Origin of the sequence: Pseudomonas sp. BF-R-19 (assembly GCF_019956445.1) — a bacterium.
GTDB classification, from domain to species: domain Bacteria; phylum Pseudomonadota; class Gammaproteobacteria; order Pseudomonadales; family Pseudomonadaceae; genus Aquipseudomonas; species Aquipseudomonas fluorescens_BH.
Genome location: NZ_JAHBDN010000056.1, coordinates 1 through 13,962, shown reverse-complemented (window position 1 = coordinate 13,962; position 13,962 = coordinate 1). Strand labels below are relative to the sequence as shown.

13 protein-coding genes are annotated in these 13,962 nt (G+C 61.7%); 9 read left to right on the top strand and 4 right to left on the bottom strand.

Going from position 1 to position 13,962, the window contains the following annotated elements:
- Nucleotides 1-98 precede the first annotated feature (98 nt).
- Nucleotides 99-647 carry an RNA polymerase factor sigma-70 gene (locus KGB28_RS15515; RefSeq protein WP_095946262.1) on the top strand — a complete coding sequence of 183 codons (549 nt, stop codon included), beginning with the start codon at nucleotides 99-101 and terminating at the stop codon, nucleotides 645-647.
- 147 nt (nucleotides 648-794) lie between these two features.
- On the opposite strand, the gene KGB28_RS15510 is transcribed toward KGB28_RS15515, so the two are convergent.
- The 3 genes from KGB28_RS15510 to KGB28_RS15500 all read right to left on the bottom strand — a co-directional run bounded on the left by KGB28_RS15510 (nucleotide 795) and on the right by KGB28_RS15500 (nucleotide 3,422).
- Nucleotides 795-1,808, bottom strand: coding sequence for a GNAT family N-acetyltransferase (locus KGB28_RS15510; RefSeq protein ID WP_223446371.1), 1,014 nt, complete (start codon nucleotides 1,806-1,808; stop codon nucleotides 795-797).
- 75 nt (nucleotides 1,809-1,883) lie between these two features.
- Entirely contained in the window at nucleotides 1,884-2,702 is an 819-nt protein-coding gene (locus tag KGB28_RS15505; protein ID WP_223446369.1) for a substrate-binding periplasmic protein, read from the bottom strand.
- A gap of 93 nt (nucleotides 2,703-2,795) precedes the next feature.
- Entirely contained in the window at nucleotides 2,796-3,422 is a 627-nt protein-coding gene (locus KGB28_RS15500) for a TetR/AcrR family transcriptional regulator (RefSeq protein WP_223446367.1), read from the bottom strand.
- Nucleotides 3,423-3,600: 178 nt separating this feature from the next.
- Between KGB28_RS15500 and KGB28_RS15495 the strand changes: the two genes are divergently transcribed.
- From KGB28_RS15495 to KGB28_RS15460, 8 genes are all read left to right on the top strand, one after another.
- Nucleotides 3,601-5,403 (top strand): acyclic terpene utilization AtuA family protein, encoded by a 1,803-nt coding sequence (locus KGB28_RS15495; protein ID WP_223446366.1) that lies wholly within the window; start codon nucleotides 3,601-3,603, stop codon nucleotides 5,401-5,403.
- Between the two features lie 12 nt (nucleotides 5,404-5,415).
- On the top strand, nucleotides 5,416-6,285 hold the full coding sequence (locus tag KGB28_RS15490) for an SDR family oxidoreductase (RefSeq protein ID WP_150755986.1): 870 nt from the start codon (nucleotides 5,416-5,418) through the stop codon (nucleotides 6,283-6,285).
- Nucleotides 6,286-6,288: 3 nt separating this feature from the next.
- The gene (gene atuC / locus KGB28_RS15485) at nucleotides 6,289-7,905 is read left to right on the top strand and encodes a geranyl-CoA carboxylase subunit beta (protein WP_223446364.1); all 1,617 of its coding nucleotides are present in this window, start codon (nucleotides 6,289-6,291) and stop codon (nucleotides 7,903-7,905) included.
- A 24-nt stretch (nucleotides 7,906-7,929) separates the two neighbouring features.
- Nucleotides 7,930-9,087, top strand: coding sequence for a citronellyl-CoA dehydrogenase (gene atuD / locus KGB28_RS15480; RefSeq protein ID WP_223446362.1), 1,158 nt, complete (start codon nucleotides 7,930-7,932; stop codon nucleotides 9,085-9,087).
- Nucleotides 9,084-9,881, top strand: a complete 798-nt coding sequence (locus KGB28_RS15475) for an enoyl-CoA hydratase/isomerase family protein (RefSeq protein WP_223446360.1) — start codon at nucleotides 9,084-9,086, stop codon at nucleotides 9,879-9,881. The genes atuD and KGB28_RS15475 overlap by 4 nt, the downstream gene beginning before the upstream one ends.
- A 116-nt stretch (nucleotides 9,882-9,997) precedes the next feature.
- The gene (locus KGB28_RS15470; protein ID WP_223446358.1) at nucleotides 9,998-11,959 is read left to right on the top strand and encodes an acetyl/propionyl/methylcrotonyl-CoA carboxylase subunit alpha; all 1,962 of its coding nucleotides are present in this window, start codon (nucleotides 9,998-10,000) and stop codon (nucleotides 11,957-11,959) included.
- A gap of 70 nt (nucleotides 11,960-12,029) precedes the next feature.
- Nucleotides 12,030-12,572 carry an exonuclease domain-containing protein gene (locus KGB28_RS15465; RefSeq protein ID WP_223446357.1) on the top strand — a complete coding sequence of 181 codons (543 nt, stop codon included), beginning with the start codon at nucleotides 12,030-12,032 and terminating at the stop codon, nucleotides 12,570-12,572.
- A 69-nt stretch (nucleotides 12,573-12,641) separates the two neighbouring features.
- Entirely contained in the window at nucleotides 12,642-12,926 is a 285-nt protein-coding gene (locus KGB28_RS15460) for a pyrimidine/purine nucleoside phosphorylase (protein WP_223446355.1), read from the top strand.
- Between the two features lie 84 nt (nucleotides 12,927-13,010).
- Here KGB28_RS15460 and KGB28_RS15455 read toward each other — a convergent pair whose 3' ends face one another.
- Nucleotides 13,011-13,817, bottom strand: a complete 807-nt coding sequence (locus KGB28_RS15455) for an MOSC domain-containing protein (protein ID WP_223446353.1) — start codon at nucleotides 13,815-13,817, stop codon at nucleotides 13,011-13,013.
- Between the last annotated feature and the right edge of the window lie 145 nt (nucleotides 13,818-13,962).

Genomic DNA, 13,962 nt, shown 5'->3' with positions numbered 1-13,962 from the left:
ATCATTATCATTAAGCCTAATTTGTCGCTCGATCTGTAGGACGGCCCCCCCCGGTTCATTCGCCGTCCCACTAACCTTTTGGCAGCAGGGTGATTTCCATGATGGAACCAGTATCCACAAGCAGGTGCGATACACCGCTACTTCAGGCATTCGTCGACAATCGACTGATTCTGGTGAAGATCGCAGCCAGAATTACCGGTTGTCGCTCACGTGCCGAAGATGTTGTGCAGGATGCATTCTTCCGGTTGCAATCGGCCCCGCCCATCACCAGTTCGATCAAGGCCCAGCTCAGCTACCTGTTCCAGATCGTGCGCAACCTGGCGATCGACCACTACCGCAAGCAGGCGCTGGAGCAGAAGTATTCCGGCCCTGAAGAGGAAGGGCTGAATGTGGTGATCCAGGGTGCGTCACCGGAAACCTCGCACATCAATTTCTCGACGCTGGAGCACATTGCCGATGCGTTGACCGAGTTGCCGAGCCGTACCCGCTACGCCTTCGAGATGTATCGCCTGCACGGCGTACCGCAAAAAGACATCGCCAAGGAACTCGGCGTCTCGCCGACCCTGGTGAACTTCATGATCCGTGATGCGCTGGTGCACTGCCGCAAGGTGTCGGGCAACCGAGGTGATATGGCTGCTCGCCAATAAGATCCGGGATTGCATCGCGCCCTTCGCGAGCAAGCCCGCTCCCACAGGGTCCTGCGAACACAGGACAAATGTGGGAGCGGCGGTGCGACGATTCGACTTGCTCGCGAAGGCTGACTCAAGACCACAACGAACCTTGAGTCTCAAGCCTCAAGCCAGTCTGCACCGATCAAAAAACCGCTCCCGCCCCAACACCATCAAGGCCGCGCGCTTGTGCGGAAAGTCGAACTCCTTCTCGCAGTGAAAGCACTGCTCCTGCATGTACCCGATCATCTTCGCGTTATCGGCACGCGGCTCGGCAACCACGCGCTGCGTGCGCGGATCATCGAGAAACAGGTAATGCACCAACGCCGATAACCAGCTCGCCACCTTGTGCGGACCACGGTGATGTTCTTCACCCACCAGCATGTGAATGCCACGGTCGTAATCGCCGGCCTCGTAGAAGGGTGCGATGCGATCCTCCCTGGCCCAGTAGGCTTCGAAATAAGCGAACGGCTGATCGTCGAAACAACCGATCAGCGTCAGCGTATGCGGGTCGGCTTCGAGTTTGCTCAGGTATTGGCGATGCTGTTCGAGGCTGCCCTCCTCCTGCCAGAAACTGGCGACACGCGGGCTGTTCTGCCAGCGGTTGAAGCGCGCCAGGTCTTGCTCGATGTCCAGCGCGCGCAGGGAAACCCGGGCACCCAGCCGCGCATCGAAGCGTCGATACACTTCACCCCGGGGTTTGACCGGCCGCCGTGGATGACGCTTGCCATCAGTGATGAGCATTTGCTGTGGATAGCTGCCGGTCAGTGAATGCCCCAGCCACGGTTGCGGCAACTGCCAGAACAAGGTGCGCTCGCAGAGATACTGACCGTTGACGGAAGTCGCAATCAGCAGGCCGCTGAACACGGCTTCGTCCGGCACGTCTTGCAGTTGCCAGACCAGGCGCTGACAGTCGGAGTCGCGAGCGAACAGCCAGTAACAGGCCGCCCACAACGCCTGCCCTTCAGGGCGACTGAAATGCGCCTCCATTTGCACGTGCAACTCGGGGCCACGAATCAGCCGCAGGGTGAGCAACGGTTGCCCATCCAGACTGAGGCTCAGACGGCAATCGGTTTCATCAGCGGCAAGACGGCTGCCTGTCGGCAGACACAGGACAGTCAGGTCATTCAAATTGGGCATGGGTCGGGCTCACGATAATCGTCGACAGTTCAACGAAGTGACGTGAGCCATGGCAGGAAATTTAGCAAAAGACCGTCAATTGGCGACTTGTGGCGCCAGTCCTTTGCGCGGGATTGGCACCAGCGCAATCTTGTACGGATCGAAAATCCTCAGCATCTGGCCGTTGTTCCGCAAGCCTTGCAATAACTTGCTGAAGGCCTCGCCACTGATAGGCGCGGTAGGACGCAGAATGGCGTAGTGGTGATAGATCTGGTCGACGCGCTGGGACACCAGCAATTCATCAGCGACTTTTTTATTGCGCAAGAAGTAGTCGCTCAGGTAGGAGCGCGTGACCAGGGCAATGTCGGCCCGGTCGCGTAATACCATCAGCAGATTGCTGTCATGGGAATAGGTCAGCGTGGCGTTGTAGTTTTTCGCGAGGTACTGGGGATCGGCATTGAAGTTGGCGAACTCGTAGTGATAGCCGCTGAACAGTGCCAGGCGCTTGCCGTTCAGGTCGGAAAAATAGCTTTGCTGTCGATCGGGCAGGCGTTGCGCGACAAAAATCTCGGCGTCTTCCAGCCCCATGTCGACGGCCGTGTGGGGGATCTCTTCCCAACCCCAGGCAGGATTTTCGAAGATGGCCATGTCGACCCGGCCCTGCTTGAAGTCACCGAAGCGCCGGGGAATGGAAGTGGGCACCAGGACAAACTGGTAGTCGCTTTGCGATGCATTCAGGGCCTCGACCAGTTGCGGCAGCAACCCGGTATCGGCCCCGGATTCCGGGCGCACGGTGTAGGGCGGAAAGTGCGCGGCACCAATGCGCACCAGTTGCGCAGCCTGGGATGGCATCATCGTTGACGCCGCAAACATCGACAGCAACAGCCGCGAGGCTGACCGAATTGGCGAACCCATCAAAACGACCCCACTCCCCAATAAAACAGCATCAATGCATTCAAGCTAGGCGGTTTCTTCCAGTTAGCCAGTTTAATGCTGACCAACACTAACTTATTGCCGGTCTTCCAGCACCAGAATCAACGCCTCATCGGCCAACTGATCAAGGCTCATGCTGCCGTCGGCACGAAACCAGGTGGTGGTCCAGGACAATGCGCCGGTCAGGAACCGCCGAGTGATAAACACATCGCCGCGGATAAAACCGGCGGTCTTGGCTTCACCCAGTACTTGCAGCCAGATGTCTTCGTAGATATCCCGCAGCGCCAGGACCTTGGCCTGGCCCTCTTCGGACAGCGAGCGCCATTCGTAGACCAGCACGGCCATGGCCTCGCCGCTGCCGCCCATGATCGACTGCAACTCACAGCGGATCAGCGCCAGCACCTGCTCGCGCACACTGCCGGCCTCGGAGATGGCCGCACGCATCAACGCGGTGTTGTAGCGAATGGTCTCCTCCATCACGGCGCGCAGAATTTCGTCCTTGCTCTTGAAGTGATGGAAAATACTCCCGGACTGAATGCCCACGGCGCCGGCCAGGTCGCGCACGGTCGTGCGCTCATAGCCTTTATTGCGGAACAGGTGGGCCGCCACTTGCAGCAACTTGCCACGGGCGCTGTCCGGATCGGTCAATTGGCCGTCGTCGACCAATTGGCGCATGACCCTCAGGGCTTTTTGCTCGTCCACCCATTCTCTCCTACAGTCGATCAATCAGTAACGCCGATCCCCCCGAAAACACCGGAGTTGCGCGGGCAATTTAAGCGCATGGATGCAACCAAGCAAGCGCTTGGGCAGAAGAAAATCAAGTCATTTACAAACCAAGCGCTTGCTTGGTAATGTCGATACACTTCGGTTGGAGGTGGCTATGGAATGGACTGCGCCTAAAACAATTCGCATCGGTTGCGCCAGCGCCTTCTGGGGCGATACCTCGACCGCTGCCGCGCAACTGGTGGAACACGGCTATCTGGACTATCTGGTCTTCGATTACCTGGCGGAAATCACCCTGTCGATCATGGCCGGCGCGCGGATGAAAGATCCCCGGGCCGGCTATGCGGGCGACTTCATCGAAGTGCTCGCGCCCTTGCTGCCGCAGCTCGCGCAGCAAAACATCCGGGTCATCAGTAATGCTGGCGGGGTCAATCCCCAAGCCTGCGCCGCCGCCCTGCAAGCGGCCTGCGACAAGGCCGGGGTGGCGCTGAAGATCGCCGTGCTGCTGGGTGATGACCTGCAGCCGCAATTCAAACAACTGGCCAACCTGGGCATTCATGAAATGTTCAGCGGCGCGCCCCTGCCATCGATGTGCGTCTCGACCAATGCCTACCTCGGTGCACCCGGCATTGTCGAAGCCCTGCGTCTGGGGGCGGACATCGTGATCACCGGGCGCGTGGTCGACAGTGCGGTGGTCAGCGCCGCACTGGTGCATGAGTTCGGCTGGTCGTGGCACGACTACGACAAGCTCGCCCAGGCGGCATTGGCCGGGCACATCATCGAATGCGGCGCCCAGTGCACGGGCGGCAACTTCACCGACTGGCGCGACGTGCCCGACTACGAACACATCGGCTTTCCCATCGTCGAAGTCAGCGCCGACAGCCAGTTCATCGTCAGCAAACCCGAAGGTACCGGCGGGCTGGTCACGCCGCTGACGGTGGGCGAACAGATGCTGTATGAAATCGGTGACCCACGTGCCTACCTGCTGCCCGACGTGGTGTGCGATTTCACTCAGGTCAAATTGCTGCAACAAGGCAGGAACGCGGTGCAGGTGCACGGCGCCAAAGGTCTGCCGCCGACCGCTCAATACAAGGTCAGCGCCACGTACCCCGATGGTTTCCGCTGCACCGCCAGTTGCCTGATCGCCGGCATCGATGCCGTCGACAAGGCGCGGCGAGTCGGTGATGCGATCATCAACAAGACTTCGGAAATGTTCCGCCAGCGCGGCTGGGCGCCGTACAGCGACGTGAGTATCGAGTTGCTGGGCAGCGAGGCCACCTACGGCCCCCACGGCCAACGTCAGGACAGTCGCGAAGTTGTGATCAAACTCGCGGTGCGCCATCCGGACAAGCAGGCATTGATCGTGTTCTCCCGGGAAATCGCCCAGGCCGCCACCGGCATGGCGCCCGGGCTGACCGGCATTGTCGGTGGCCGGCCGACGGTGTATCCGCTGATCCGGCTGTTCTCGTTCCTGATCGACAAAACCGCCTGCACGCTGGACATTGATTGCATGGGCCAGCGCCACCCGTGTGCCCTGCCCGCCCTCGATGTGCTCGACCCGCTGGACCTGCCAGCCCCGTTCGCCCCGCCGAAACCGGTCGGCCTGGCCGATGCCAGCGTGGCCCTGGTCAAACTGGCTGTCGCCCGCTCTGGCGACAAGGGCAACCACAGCAACATCGGCGTCATGGCTCGCGCGCCCGAATTCCTGCCATGGATTGCCGAAACCTTGACCCCGGAAGTGATCGTCGACTGGATGGGCCACGTCCTCGATCCAATCCACGGGCGGGTCGAACGCTGGTACTTGCCCGCCAGCCACAGCCTGAATTTCCTGCTGGAGAACGCCCTCGGCGGCGGCGGTGTCGCCAGCCTGCGCATCGATCCGCAAGGCAAGGCTTTCGCCCAGCAACTGCTGGAAATCCAGATCCCGGTGCCGCAGCGCATCGCCGACCAGTTCAACTAGAGGATTGCCGCCATGGCCTACGATTCGATTTTCAAAGCCGATTTGTTTGCCGGCCAAAACATCATCGTCACCGGTGGCGGCAGTGGCATCGGCCGCTGCACCGCCCACGAACTGGCGGCCCTCGGTGCCCATGTGCTGCTGGTCGGGCGCAAGGCCGACAAGCTGAAAACCGTTGCGGCGGAGATCGCCGACGACGGCGGCAAGGCCGACTGGGCGGTTTGCGATATCCGCGAGGAAGAACCAGTGCAGCACCTGGTCAGCGAATTGATCCGCAAGCATGGCCCCATTCATGGCCTGGTCAACAATGCGGGCGGGCAGTACCCGTCGCCTCTGGCCTCAATCAATCAGAAGGGTTTCGAAACGGTGATGCGCACCAACCTGGTGGGCGGTTTCCTGATGGCCCGGGAAGTGTTCAACCAGTCCATGAGCCAGCACGGCGGCGCCATCGTCAACATGCTCGCCGACATGTGGGGCGGCATGCCCGGTATGGGCCACTCTGGTGCGGCACGTTCGGGCATGGACAACCTGACCAAGACCGCCGCTTACGAATGGGGTCATGCCGGGGTGCGGGTCAACGCCGTGGCGCCGGGCTGGATTGCCTCCAGCGGCATGGACACCTACGAAGGAGCGTTCAAGGCTGCGATTCCGACCTTGCGCGAACACGTGCCGCTCAAGCGCATCGGCACCGAATCGGAAGTCAGCGCGGCGATTGTTTTCCTGCTCAGCCCCGCAGCGGCGTTTGTCAGCGGCAGCACCTTGCGCATCGACGGCGCCGCCAGCCTCGGCGGTCGCGCCTGGCCGATCCATAAAGCGACCAACAGCCAGTCGTACAACGGTTTCCACCGCGCCTACATACCAGACGTATTGAAGGACAAGGAATAACCCATGCCGGTGATTCAGTCGTTACTCGATCCACACAGCGAGCCGTTCGCCCAGAACCGTGCGGCGATGCTGAGCGCCATCGAGCAAGTTCGCGTGCTCGAACAGAACCTGCTGAACAAGGCCGCCGAAGCCAAGCCGAAGTTCGAAAAACGCGGCCAATTGCTGCCTCGCGAGCGCCTCAACCTGCTGCTGGACCCCGGCGCGCCGTTTCTCGAACTGGCCAGCCTGGCCGGCTACAAGCTGCACGACGACAAGGATGGCAGCTGCGCCGGTGGCGGCTTGATCGCCGGGATCGGCTACGTGTCCGGCGTGCGTGTGCTGGTAGTCGCCAACAACAGCGCGATCAGGGGCGGGACCATCTCCCCCAGCGGCTTGAAAAAATCCCTGCGCCTGCAACAGATCGCCATGGAAAACAAACTGCCGGTGATCACCCTCGCCGAAAGCGGCGGTGCCAACCTCAATTACGCGGCGGAGATTTTCGTCGAAGGCGCGCGCAGCTTTGCCAATCAGGCGCGGATGTCAGCCATGGGGTTGCCGCAGATCACCGTGGTGCACGGCTCGGCCACTGCGGGCGGTGCCTATCAGCCGGGATTGTCGGATTACGTGGTGGTGGTGCGCGGCAAGGCCAAGCTGTTTCTCGCCGGCCCACCATTGCTCAAGGCCGCCACCGGCGAGGTCGCCACCGATGAAGAACTGGGCGGCGCCGAGATGCACGCACAAACCGCCGGCACCGCCGAATACCTGGCTGAAAACGACGCTGACGGCGTGCGTCAGGTGCGCGAGATCGTCGCCTTGCTGCCGTGGAACGAGCAGTTGCCCCCACTCCCCGAACGTCGCTGGGAGGAGCCGCTCTACCCCATCGACGAACTGCTGGGCCTGATCCCGGATGACCCGAAAAAACCCTACGACGTGCGCGAAATCATCGCCCGTCTGGCCGACGCTTCGAACTTTCTTGAGTTCAAGGGCGAGTTCGATCAGCAGACTGTGTGCGGTCATCTGAAAATCCAGGGCCGCGCCTGTGGCTTCATCGGCAACAACGGCCCGATCACGCCAAAAGGCGCGAGCAAGGCCGCCCAGTTCATCCAGCTGTGCGACCAGAGCCAGACGCCGCTGCTGTTTTTCCACAACACCACCGGGTTCATGGTCGGCACCGAATCGGAACAGCAAGGCGTGATCAAGCACGGCGCGAAGATGATTCAGGCGGTGGCCAACGCCCGGGTGCCGAAGCTGACCATCGTCGTCGGTGGCTCCTACGGCGCCGGCAACTATGCAATGTGCGGACGCGGCCTCGACCCGCGTTTCATCTTCGCCTGGCCCAACAGCCGCACCGCCGTGATGGGTGGTGCACAAGCGGGCAAGGTACTGCGCATCGTCACCGAGGCCAAACAGGCCAAGGACGGGCTGGTGCCAGACCCGAAAATGCTCGACATGCTCGAACAGGTCACCGCGCAGAAACTCGACAGCCAGTCCACGGCGCTCTACGGCAGCGCCAACCTCTGGGACGACGGTTTGATCGACCCGCGCGATACCCGGACCTTGCTTGGTTATCTGCTGGATATCTGTCACGAGGCCCAGGTGCGGCCATTGCAAGCCAACAGTTTTGGCGTAGCCCGGCTCTAGGCCCGCTCAAGGAGAACAATAAAAATGATCTTCACCCAGGAACACGAAGCACTGCGCCGCACCGTGCGCCAGTTCGTCGAACACGAGATCAACCCGCACGTTGAGGAGTGGGAAAAGGCCGGACGCTTCCCCATCCACGAAATCTTCCGCAAGGCCGGCGACCTCGGCTTGCTGGGCATTTCCAAGCCGGAAAAGTTCGGCGGCATGGGGCTCGACTACAGCTATTCGATCGTCGCGGCCGAAGAGTTCGGCACCATTCATTGCGGCGGCGTACCGATGTCCATCGGCGTGCAGACCGACATGTGCACGCCGGCGCTGGCCCGATTCGGTTCCGATGAACTGCGCGAGGAATTCCTGCGCCCGGCCATCAGCGGAGAGCAGGTCGGCTGCATCGGCGTCTCTGAAGTCGGTGCCGGCTCCGACGTGGCCGGGCTGAAAACCACGGCGCGCAAGGACGGCGACGACTACGTGATCAACGGCAGCAAGATGTGGATCACCAACTCGCCGAGCGCCGACTTCATCTGCCTGCTGGCCAACACCTCGGACGACAAACCGCACATCAACAAGTCGCTGATCATGGTGCCGATGAACACGCCGGGCATCAGCTTGAGCTCGCACCTGGACAAGCTCGGCATGCGCAGCTCGGAAACCGCCCAGGTGTTTTTCGACAATGTGCGCGTACCGCAGCGCAACCGCATAGGCCATGAAGGCGCGGGGTTCATGATGCAGATGCTGCAGTTCCAGGAGGAACGCCTGTTCGGCGCGGCCAACATGATCAAGGGCCTGGAGTACTGCGTCGACAGCACCATCGAATACTGCAAGGAGCGCAAAACCTTCGGCAACGCACTGATCGACAATCAGGTGATCCACTTCCGCCTGGCGGAACTGCAAACCGAAATCGAATGCCTGCGGGCGCTGGTCTATCAGGCCACGGAGCAATACATCAAAGGCCAGGACGTCACGCGCCTGGCCTCCATGGCCAAGCTCAAGGCCGGGCGACTGGGCCGCGAAGTCAGCGACAGTTGCCTGCAATACTGGGGCGGCATGGGCTTCATGTGGGACAACCCGGTGGCCCGGGCTTACCGCGATGTACGGCTGGTGTCGATCGGCGGCGGCGCCGACGAAATCATGCTGGGGATCATCTGCAAACTGATGGGCATTCTGCCGGGGAAAAAGAAATGAACAACCTACCGGTTTGCCAGACCTTACTGCTGGAGCTGCACAATGGCGTGCTGCACATCACCCTCAACCGCCCGGAATGCCGCAATGCGATGAGCTTGCAGATGGTCGCCGAGTTGCGCTCGGTGCTGGCCGCGGTACGGGATAAACCCGGGGTTCGCGCACTGGTGATCGGCGGCGTCGGCGGGCACTTCTGTGCCGGCGGCGACCTCAAGGACATGGCCAACGCCCGCGCTCAAGGCTCGACTGCGCACCGGGATCTGAACCGGGTGTTCGGCGCGCTATTGCAAGAGGTGCAACACGCACCGCAAGTGGTGATCACGGTGCTGCAGGGTGCGGTGCTCGGCGGCGGTCTCGGCCTGGCCTGCGTCAGCGATATCGCCCTGGCCGATCACCAGGCGCAATTCGGCCTGCCGGAAACCAGCCTCGGCCTGTTGCCGGCGCAGATCGCGCCGTTCGTGGTGCAACGCATCGGCTTGACCCAGGCCCGGCGCCTGGCCCTGACGGCGGCGCGTTTTGATGGTCACCAGGCACGACGCATGGGGCTGGTGCATTTTGTCGAACACGATCCGCAGGCCCTGGCCGAACGTCTCGATGAGGTCTTGGCCCACGTGTTGTGTTGTGCGCCGGGGGCGAATGCGGCGACCAAGAAACTGTTGCTGGCCAGTGCCGGACAGCCGTCGGATGAATTGCTGGATCAAGCGGCTCAATGGTTCAGCGAAGCGGTGACCGGAGCCGAAGGCATAGAGGGAACGATGGCCTTCGTGCAAAAACGCAAACCGGGCTGGGCCTCTTAAAAGCATCGCGAGCAAGCTCGCTCCCACATTGGACTTATGTCGTTCATAAACCCTGTGGGAGCGGGCTTGCTCGCGAAGAGGCCCGAACAGACACCGCAAAACCAAGGGAACAACCCATGCCCGGACTCAAAAAAATCCTCATCGCCAACCGCGGCGAAATCGCCTGTCGCATCCAGCGCACGGCCCAGGCGCTGGGCTATCGCACGGTTGCCGTGTTCAGCGACGCCGACGCCGATGCTCTGCACGTGCAGATGGCCGACGAGGCGGTCAACATCGGCCCGGCCCCGGTGCAACAGTCTTACCTGAACATCCCGGCCATCCTCGACGCGGCCAGGCGCACGGGCGCGGATGCGATCCATCCGGGCTACGGCTTCCTCTCGGAAAACGCCGGGTTTGCCCTTGCCTGCCGGGACGCCGGCATCACCTTCATCGGCCCCAGCCCCGAGGCCATCGAACTGATGGGCAGCAAGCGCCTGTCGAAGATCGCCATGATCGAAGCCGGTGTACCGTGCATCAACGGTTATCAAGGCGCCGGGCAGGACGACGCCACCTTGAGTCGCGAAGCCGAGCGCATCGGCTATCCATTGATGATCAAGGCCAGCGCCGGCGGCGGTGGACGCGGCATGCGCCTGGTGCACGACGCCAGCCACTTGCTGGAACAGATTCGTACCGCGCGCTCCGAAGCCCTGAACGGTTTTGGCAGCGGCGAACTGATTCTCGAACAGGCACTGGTCGAACCCCGTCACGTCGAGATCCAGTTGTTCGGTGACCGGCATGGCAACCTGATTTACCTCGGCGAACGCGATTGTTCGGTGCAGCGCCGGCATCAGAAAGTCATCGAGGAAGCGCCCTGCCCGGTGATGACCGCTGAGCTGCGCCAGGCCATGGGCGAAGCGGCGCTCAAGGCCGGGCGAGCGGTGAAGTACGTCGGCGCGGGCACCGTGGAGTTTTTGCTGGATGCGCGCGGACAGTTCTATTTCCTGGAGATGAACACCCGACTGCAAGTGGAGCACCCGGTGACCGAACTGATCACCGGGCTGGATCTGGTGGCCTGGCAGTTGAATATCGCCGAAGGGCAACCATTGCCGCTGCGCCAGGAACAGGTGCAACTCAAGGGCCACGCCATGGAAGTGCGCCTGTATGCCGAAGACCCGGTCCAGGGTTTCCTGCCGCAAACCGGGCGCGTCGTGGCCTGGGAACCGGCATTGCAGGACGGCGTGCGGATCGACCACGGCCTGATCGAAGGCCAGGTCATCAGCCCTTTCTACGACCCGATGCTCGGCAAGCTCATCGCCCACGGCGCCACCCGCGAGGAAGCCCGACGCAAACTACTGCAGGCGGTACAAGACAGCGTGCTGCTGGGGCTGCAAAGCAATCAACGCTTGCTTGCCAGTCTGCTGGAACACCCGCAGTTCGCCAGCGGTGATTTCAGTACCGGTTTCATCCCGCAGTATTTCGCCGACCACGCCTGCCTGCATCCCGAAACCCCAAGCGCGCACCACTTGGCCATCGCCGCCGCCCTGTTCTATCAGGCGGCGGCGCAGGCTCACCCGGCCCCGCTTGGCGGTTGGCGCAACAACGCCAGCGTGCCGCTGCACTATCGCATCGGCCTTGAAGATCAGGACTGGCCGGTAGCGTTGCAGGCGACCCCGGGCCAGCCGATGCGCATTCAGGTCGCCGAGCGCAGCCTCGAACTGAAGATCATTCACAGCGACGGACGCTGGGCGACCCTGGAAATCGAAGGCGTTCGCCAACGCCACGCTTATCGCCTGGAGGCCGGGCGTCTCTGGCTGTTTACCCGGCCGGGGAGTCTGCAGTTCATGGATCGCACTCAGGCGCAGGTCCGCAGCCAGGCCAGTATCAGCTCCGGCACCCTCAAGGCACCAATGGACGGGGCGATTGTCGACGTCCTCGTCAACGAAGGCAGCCAGGTGACCAAGGGCCAACTGCTGGTGGTACTGGAGGCGATGAAAATGGAGCACCCGTTGAAATCGGGCATCGACGGTGTTCTGAAACGCTTGCAAGTCAAAGTCGGGGATCAGGTGAAAAACCGGCAGATTCTGTTGGAGGTCGAATAAGGCGCTAGGCGGAACTGCCGGGTTTGGCTACGCTCAAACCCTACAGGACGCGGATACCAGGAACCCTGCAATGCCTCACTGGCTGGTCATTGATCTGGAGGCCACCACCGATGAGGGTGGATGGCCCGTAACAGATATGGAAATCATTGAAATCGGCGCCACCCTGGTGGACCGCAAGGGACGCGAACTGGACCAGTTCCAGCGCTTCGTCCGGCCTTTGCGGCGGCCGTTGCTGACGCCGTTTTGCCGCGAGCTGACGCACATCACCCAAGCCAACATCGATGCCGCGCAACCGCTGGGCGAAGTCTGGCCGGCGTTTGAACGCTGGCTCGGCCAACACCACACGCGACTTGAAGGCTGGGTCAGTTGGGGTGATTACGATCGCAAACAACTGCTTCAGGAATGGCAGCGCCTGGGACTCGCCAGCGTGCTGGCCAACGTGCCGCACATGAACCTCAAGCAGCGCTTTGCCAAGGCCCGGCGCCTGGAGCGCCCGCTGGGGCTCAACGGCGCCCTGCAACTGGCCGGCCTGCAGTTCACCGGCCAGCAACACCGGGCGCTGGAAGATGCGCGCAATACCGCACGCCTGCTGCCGCTGGTTCTTCCGCTTTAGACAGGTGACGACGCCAAGGGCCTTGTGCATACTGGCCGGCCCTTTTTAGCCCTTTTCGAGGAATCGCCCATGTTTAAAGTCAACGAGTACTTCGACGGCACCGTCAAGTCGATCGCCTTTGGCACCGCAGAAGGTCCAGCGACCATCGGCGTCATGGCTCCGGGCGAGTACGAATTCGGCACCAGCCAGCGTGAAATCATGCACGTGGTCAGCGGCGCATTGACCGTCAAACTGCCCGACAGCAGCGACTGGGAAACCTTCGTCGCCGGCAGCCAGTTCAACGTGCCGGCCGACAGCAAGTTCCAGCTGAAAGTCGCCGTCGACACCGCTTACCTGTGCGAATACCGCGGCTAAGCCTGCGCGGCCTCAACCAAAAAAGTCGCCGCAATAAAAAATGCCCGTGTTTTTCGACACGGGCATTTTTTATTCTGCGCAAAATTACTCGAGGATCTCCACCGGCATGCCGACTTCGAGTCGACCGTTGCCGTCGTTAACCAGGTTCTGGCCGAACATTGCGCCGTCTGCCTGGGAACGGTATTTCTGTAAGGTGGTCAAGGGTTCGCGGTCGTCACTACGCTCCCCGGTTTGAGGATCGATGGTGGTCAGGATGCAGCGCGAACAGGACTTGACCACGCGGAACTCGACCTCGCCGATACGGATACGCTTCCAGCCGTCCTCGGCGAACGCCTCACTGCCTTCGATCACCAGGTTCGGCCGGAAACGCAGCATCTCCAACGGACGCCCGACCCGTTGCGACAAGTCCTCGAGAGAGGCCTGGCCAATCAGCAACAGCGGATAGCCATCGGCGAATGCCACCTGGTCATCATCCTTGCCGTAGCCAGCCTCTGTCATCCGCGCCCGATCCAGCGGCACCTGCACCAGACGTGTCGGTTTTCCGATGAACTGGCTGACCCAGGCCCCTGCTTCATCGCCTGCATCGGGGACTCGCAAGGTATCGCGCCAGATCGTCACGCCACGCAGTTGTGCATCGTTACCGGGCAAGGCTATGTCGATCGGCGAATGGCCGGGCGCGCTAAGGGTCAAGCCACCCTCGGCATTCCACAGCGCCGACAACTGGCTCATCTGCGCCACCGCACGCTGGGTCAGGAAGCGACCGCTGGCCTCGTCCACCAGCATCCAGCGGCGATCGCCGTCCAGCCCGAGTTTATCGAGACCGATCGCTTGCAAGGTCTCGCCCTTGGCGGACTTCAACGGATAACGATACAGCGCGCTCAGACGCAACATGGCCAGCTCCCTGGTAGGTAAAAACGCCACCCTATACGAGCTTGGAGGCCGAATCAAAGGCTGACGATCAGACACCGCAAACCTGTGGGAGCGGGCTTGCTCGCGAAGGCGGTGTGTCAGTCGATAACAATGCCAACTGTCACAC

Bases quoted from the DNA above. Each gene is read 5' to 3' on its own strand.
- KGB28_RS15515 (WP_095946262.1), top strand. From the start codon at position 99: ATGATGGAACCAGTATCCACAAGCAGGTGCGATACACCGCTACTTCAG.
- KGB28_RS15510 (WP_223446371.1), bottom strand. From the start codon at position 1,808: ATGCCCAATTTGAATGACCTGACTGTCCTGTGTCTGCCGACAGGCAGC.
- KGB28_RS15505 (WP_223446369.1), bottom strand. From the start codon at position 2,702: ATGGGTTCGCCAATTCGGTCAGCCTCGCGGCTGTTGCTGTCGATGTTT.
- KGB28_RS15495 (WP_223446366.1), top strand. From the start codon at position 3,601: ATGGAATGGACTGCGCCTAAAACAATTCGCATCGGTTGCGCCAGCGCC.
- KGB28_RS15490 (WP_150755986.1), top strand. From the start codon at position 5,416: ATGGCCTACGATTCGATTTTCAAAGCCGATTTGTTTGCCGGCCAAAAC.
- atuC (WP_223446364.1), top strand. From the start codon at position 6,289: ATGCCGGTGATTCAGTCGTTACTCGATCCACACAGCGAGCCGTTCGCC.
- atuD (WP_223446362.1), top strand. From the start codon at position 7,930: ATGATCTTCACCCAGGAACACGAAGCACTGCGCCGCACCGTGCGCCAG.
- KGB28_RS15475 (WP_223446360.1), top strand. From the start codon at position 9,084: ATGAACAACCTACCGGTTTGCCAGACCTTACTGCTGGAGCTGCACAAT.
- KGB28_RS15470 (WP_223446358.1), top strand. From the start codon at position 9,998: ATGCCCGGACTCAAAAAAATCCTCATCGCCAACCGCGGCGAAATCGCC.
- KGB28_RS15465 (WP_223446357.1), top strand. From the start codon at position 12,030: ATGCCTCACTGGCTGGTCATTGATCTGGAGGCCACCACCGATGAGGGT.
- KGB28_RS15460 (WP_223446355.1), top strand. From the start codon at position 12,642: ATGTTTAAAGTCAACGAGTACTTCGACGGCACCGTCAAGTCGATCGCC.
- KGB28_RS15455 (WP_223446353.1), bottom strand. From the start codon at position 13,817: ATGTTGCGTCTGAGCGCGCTGTATCGTTATCCGTTGAAGTCCGCCAAG.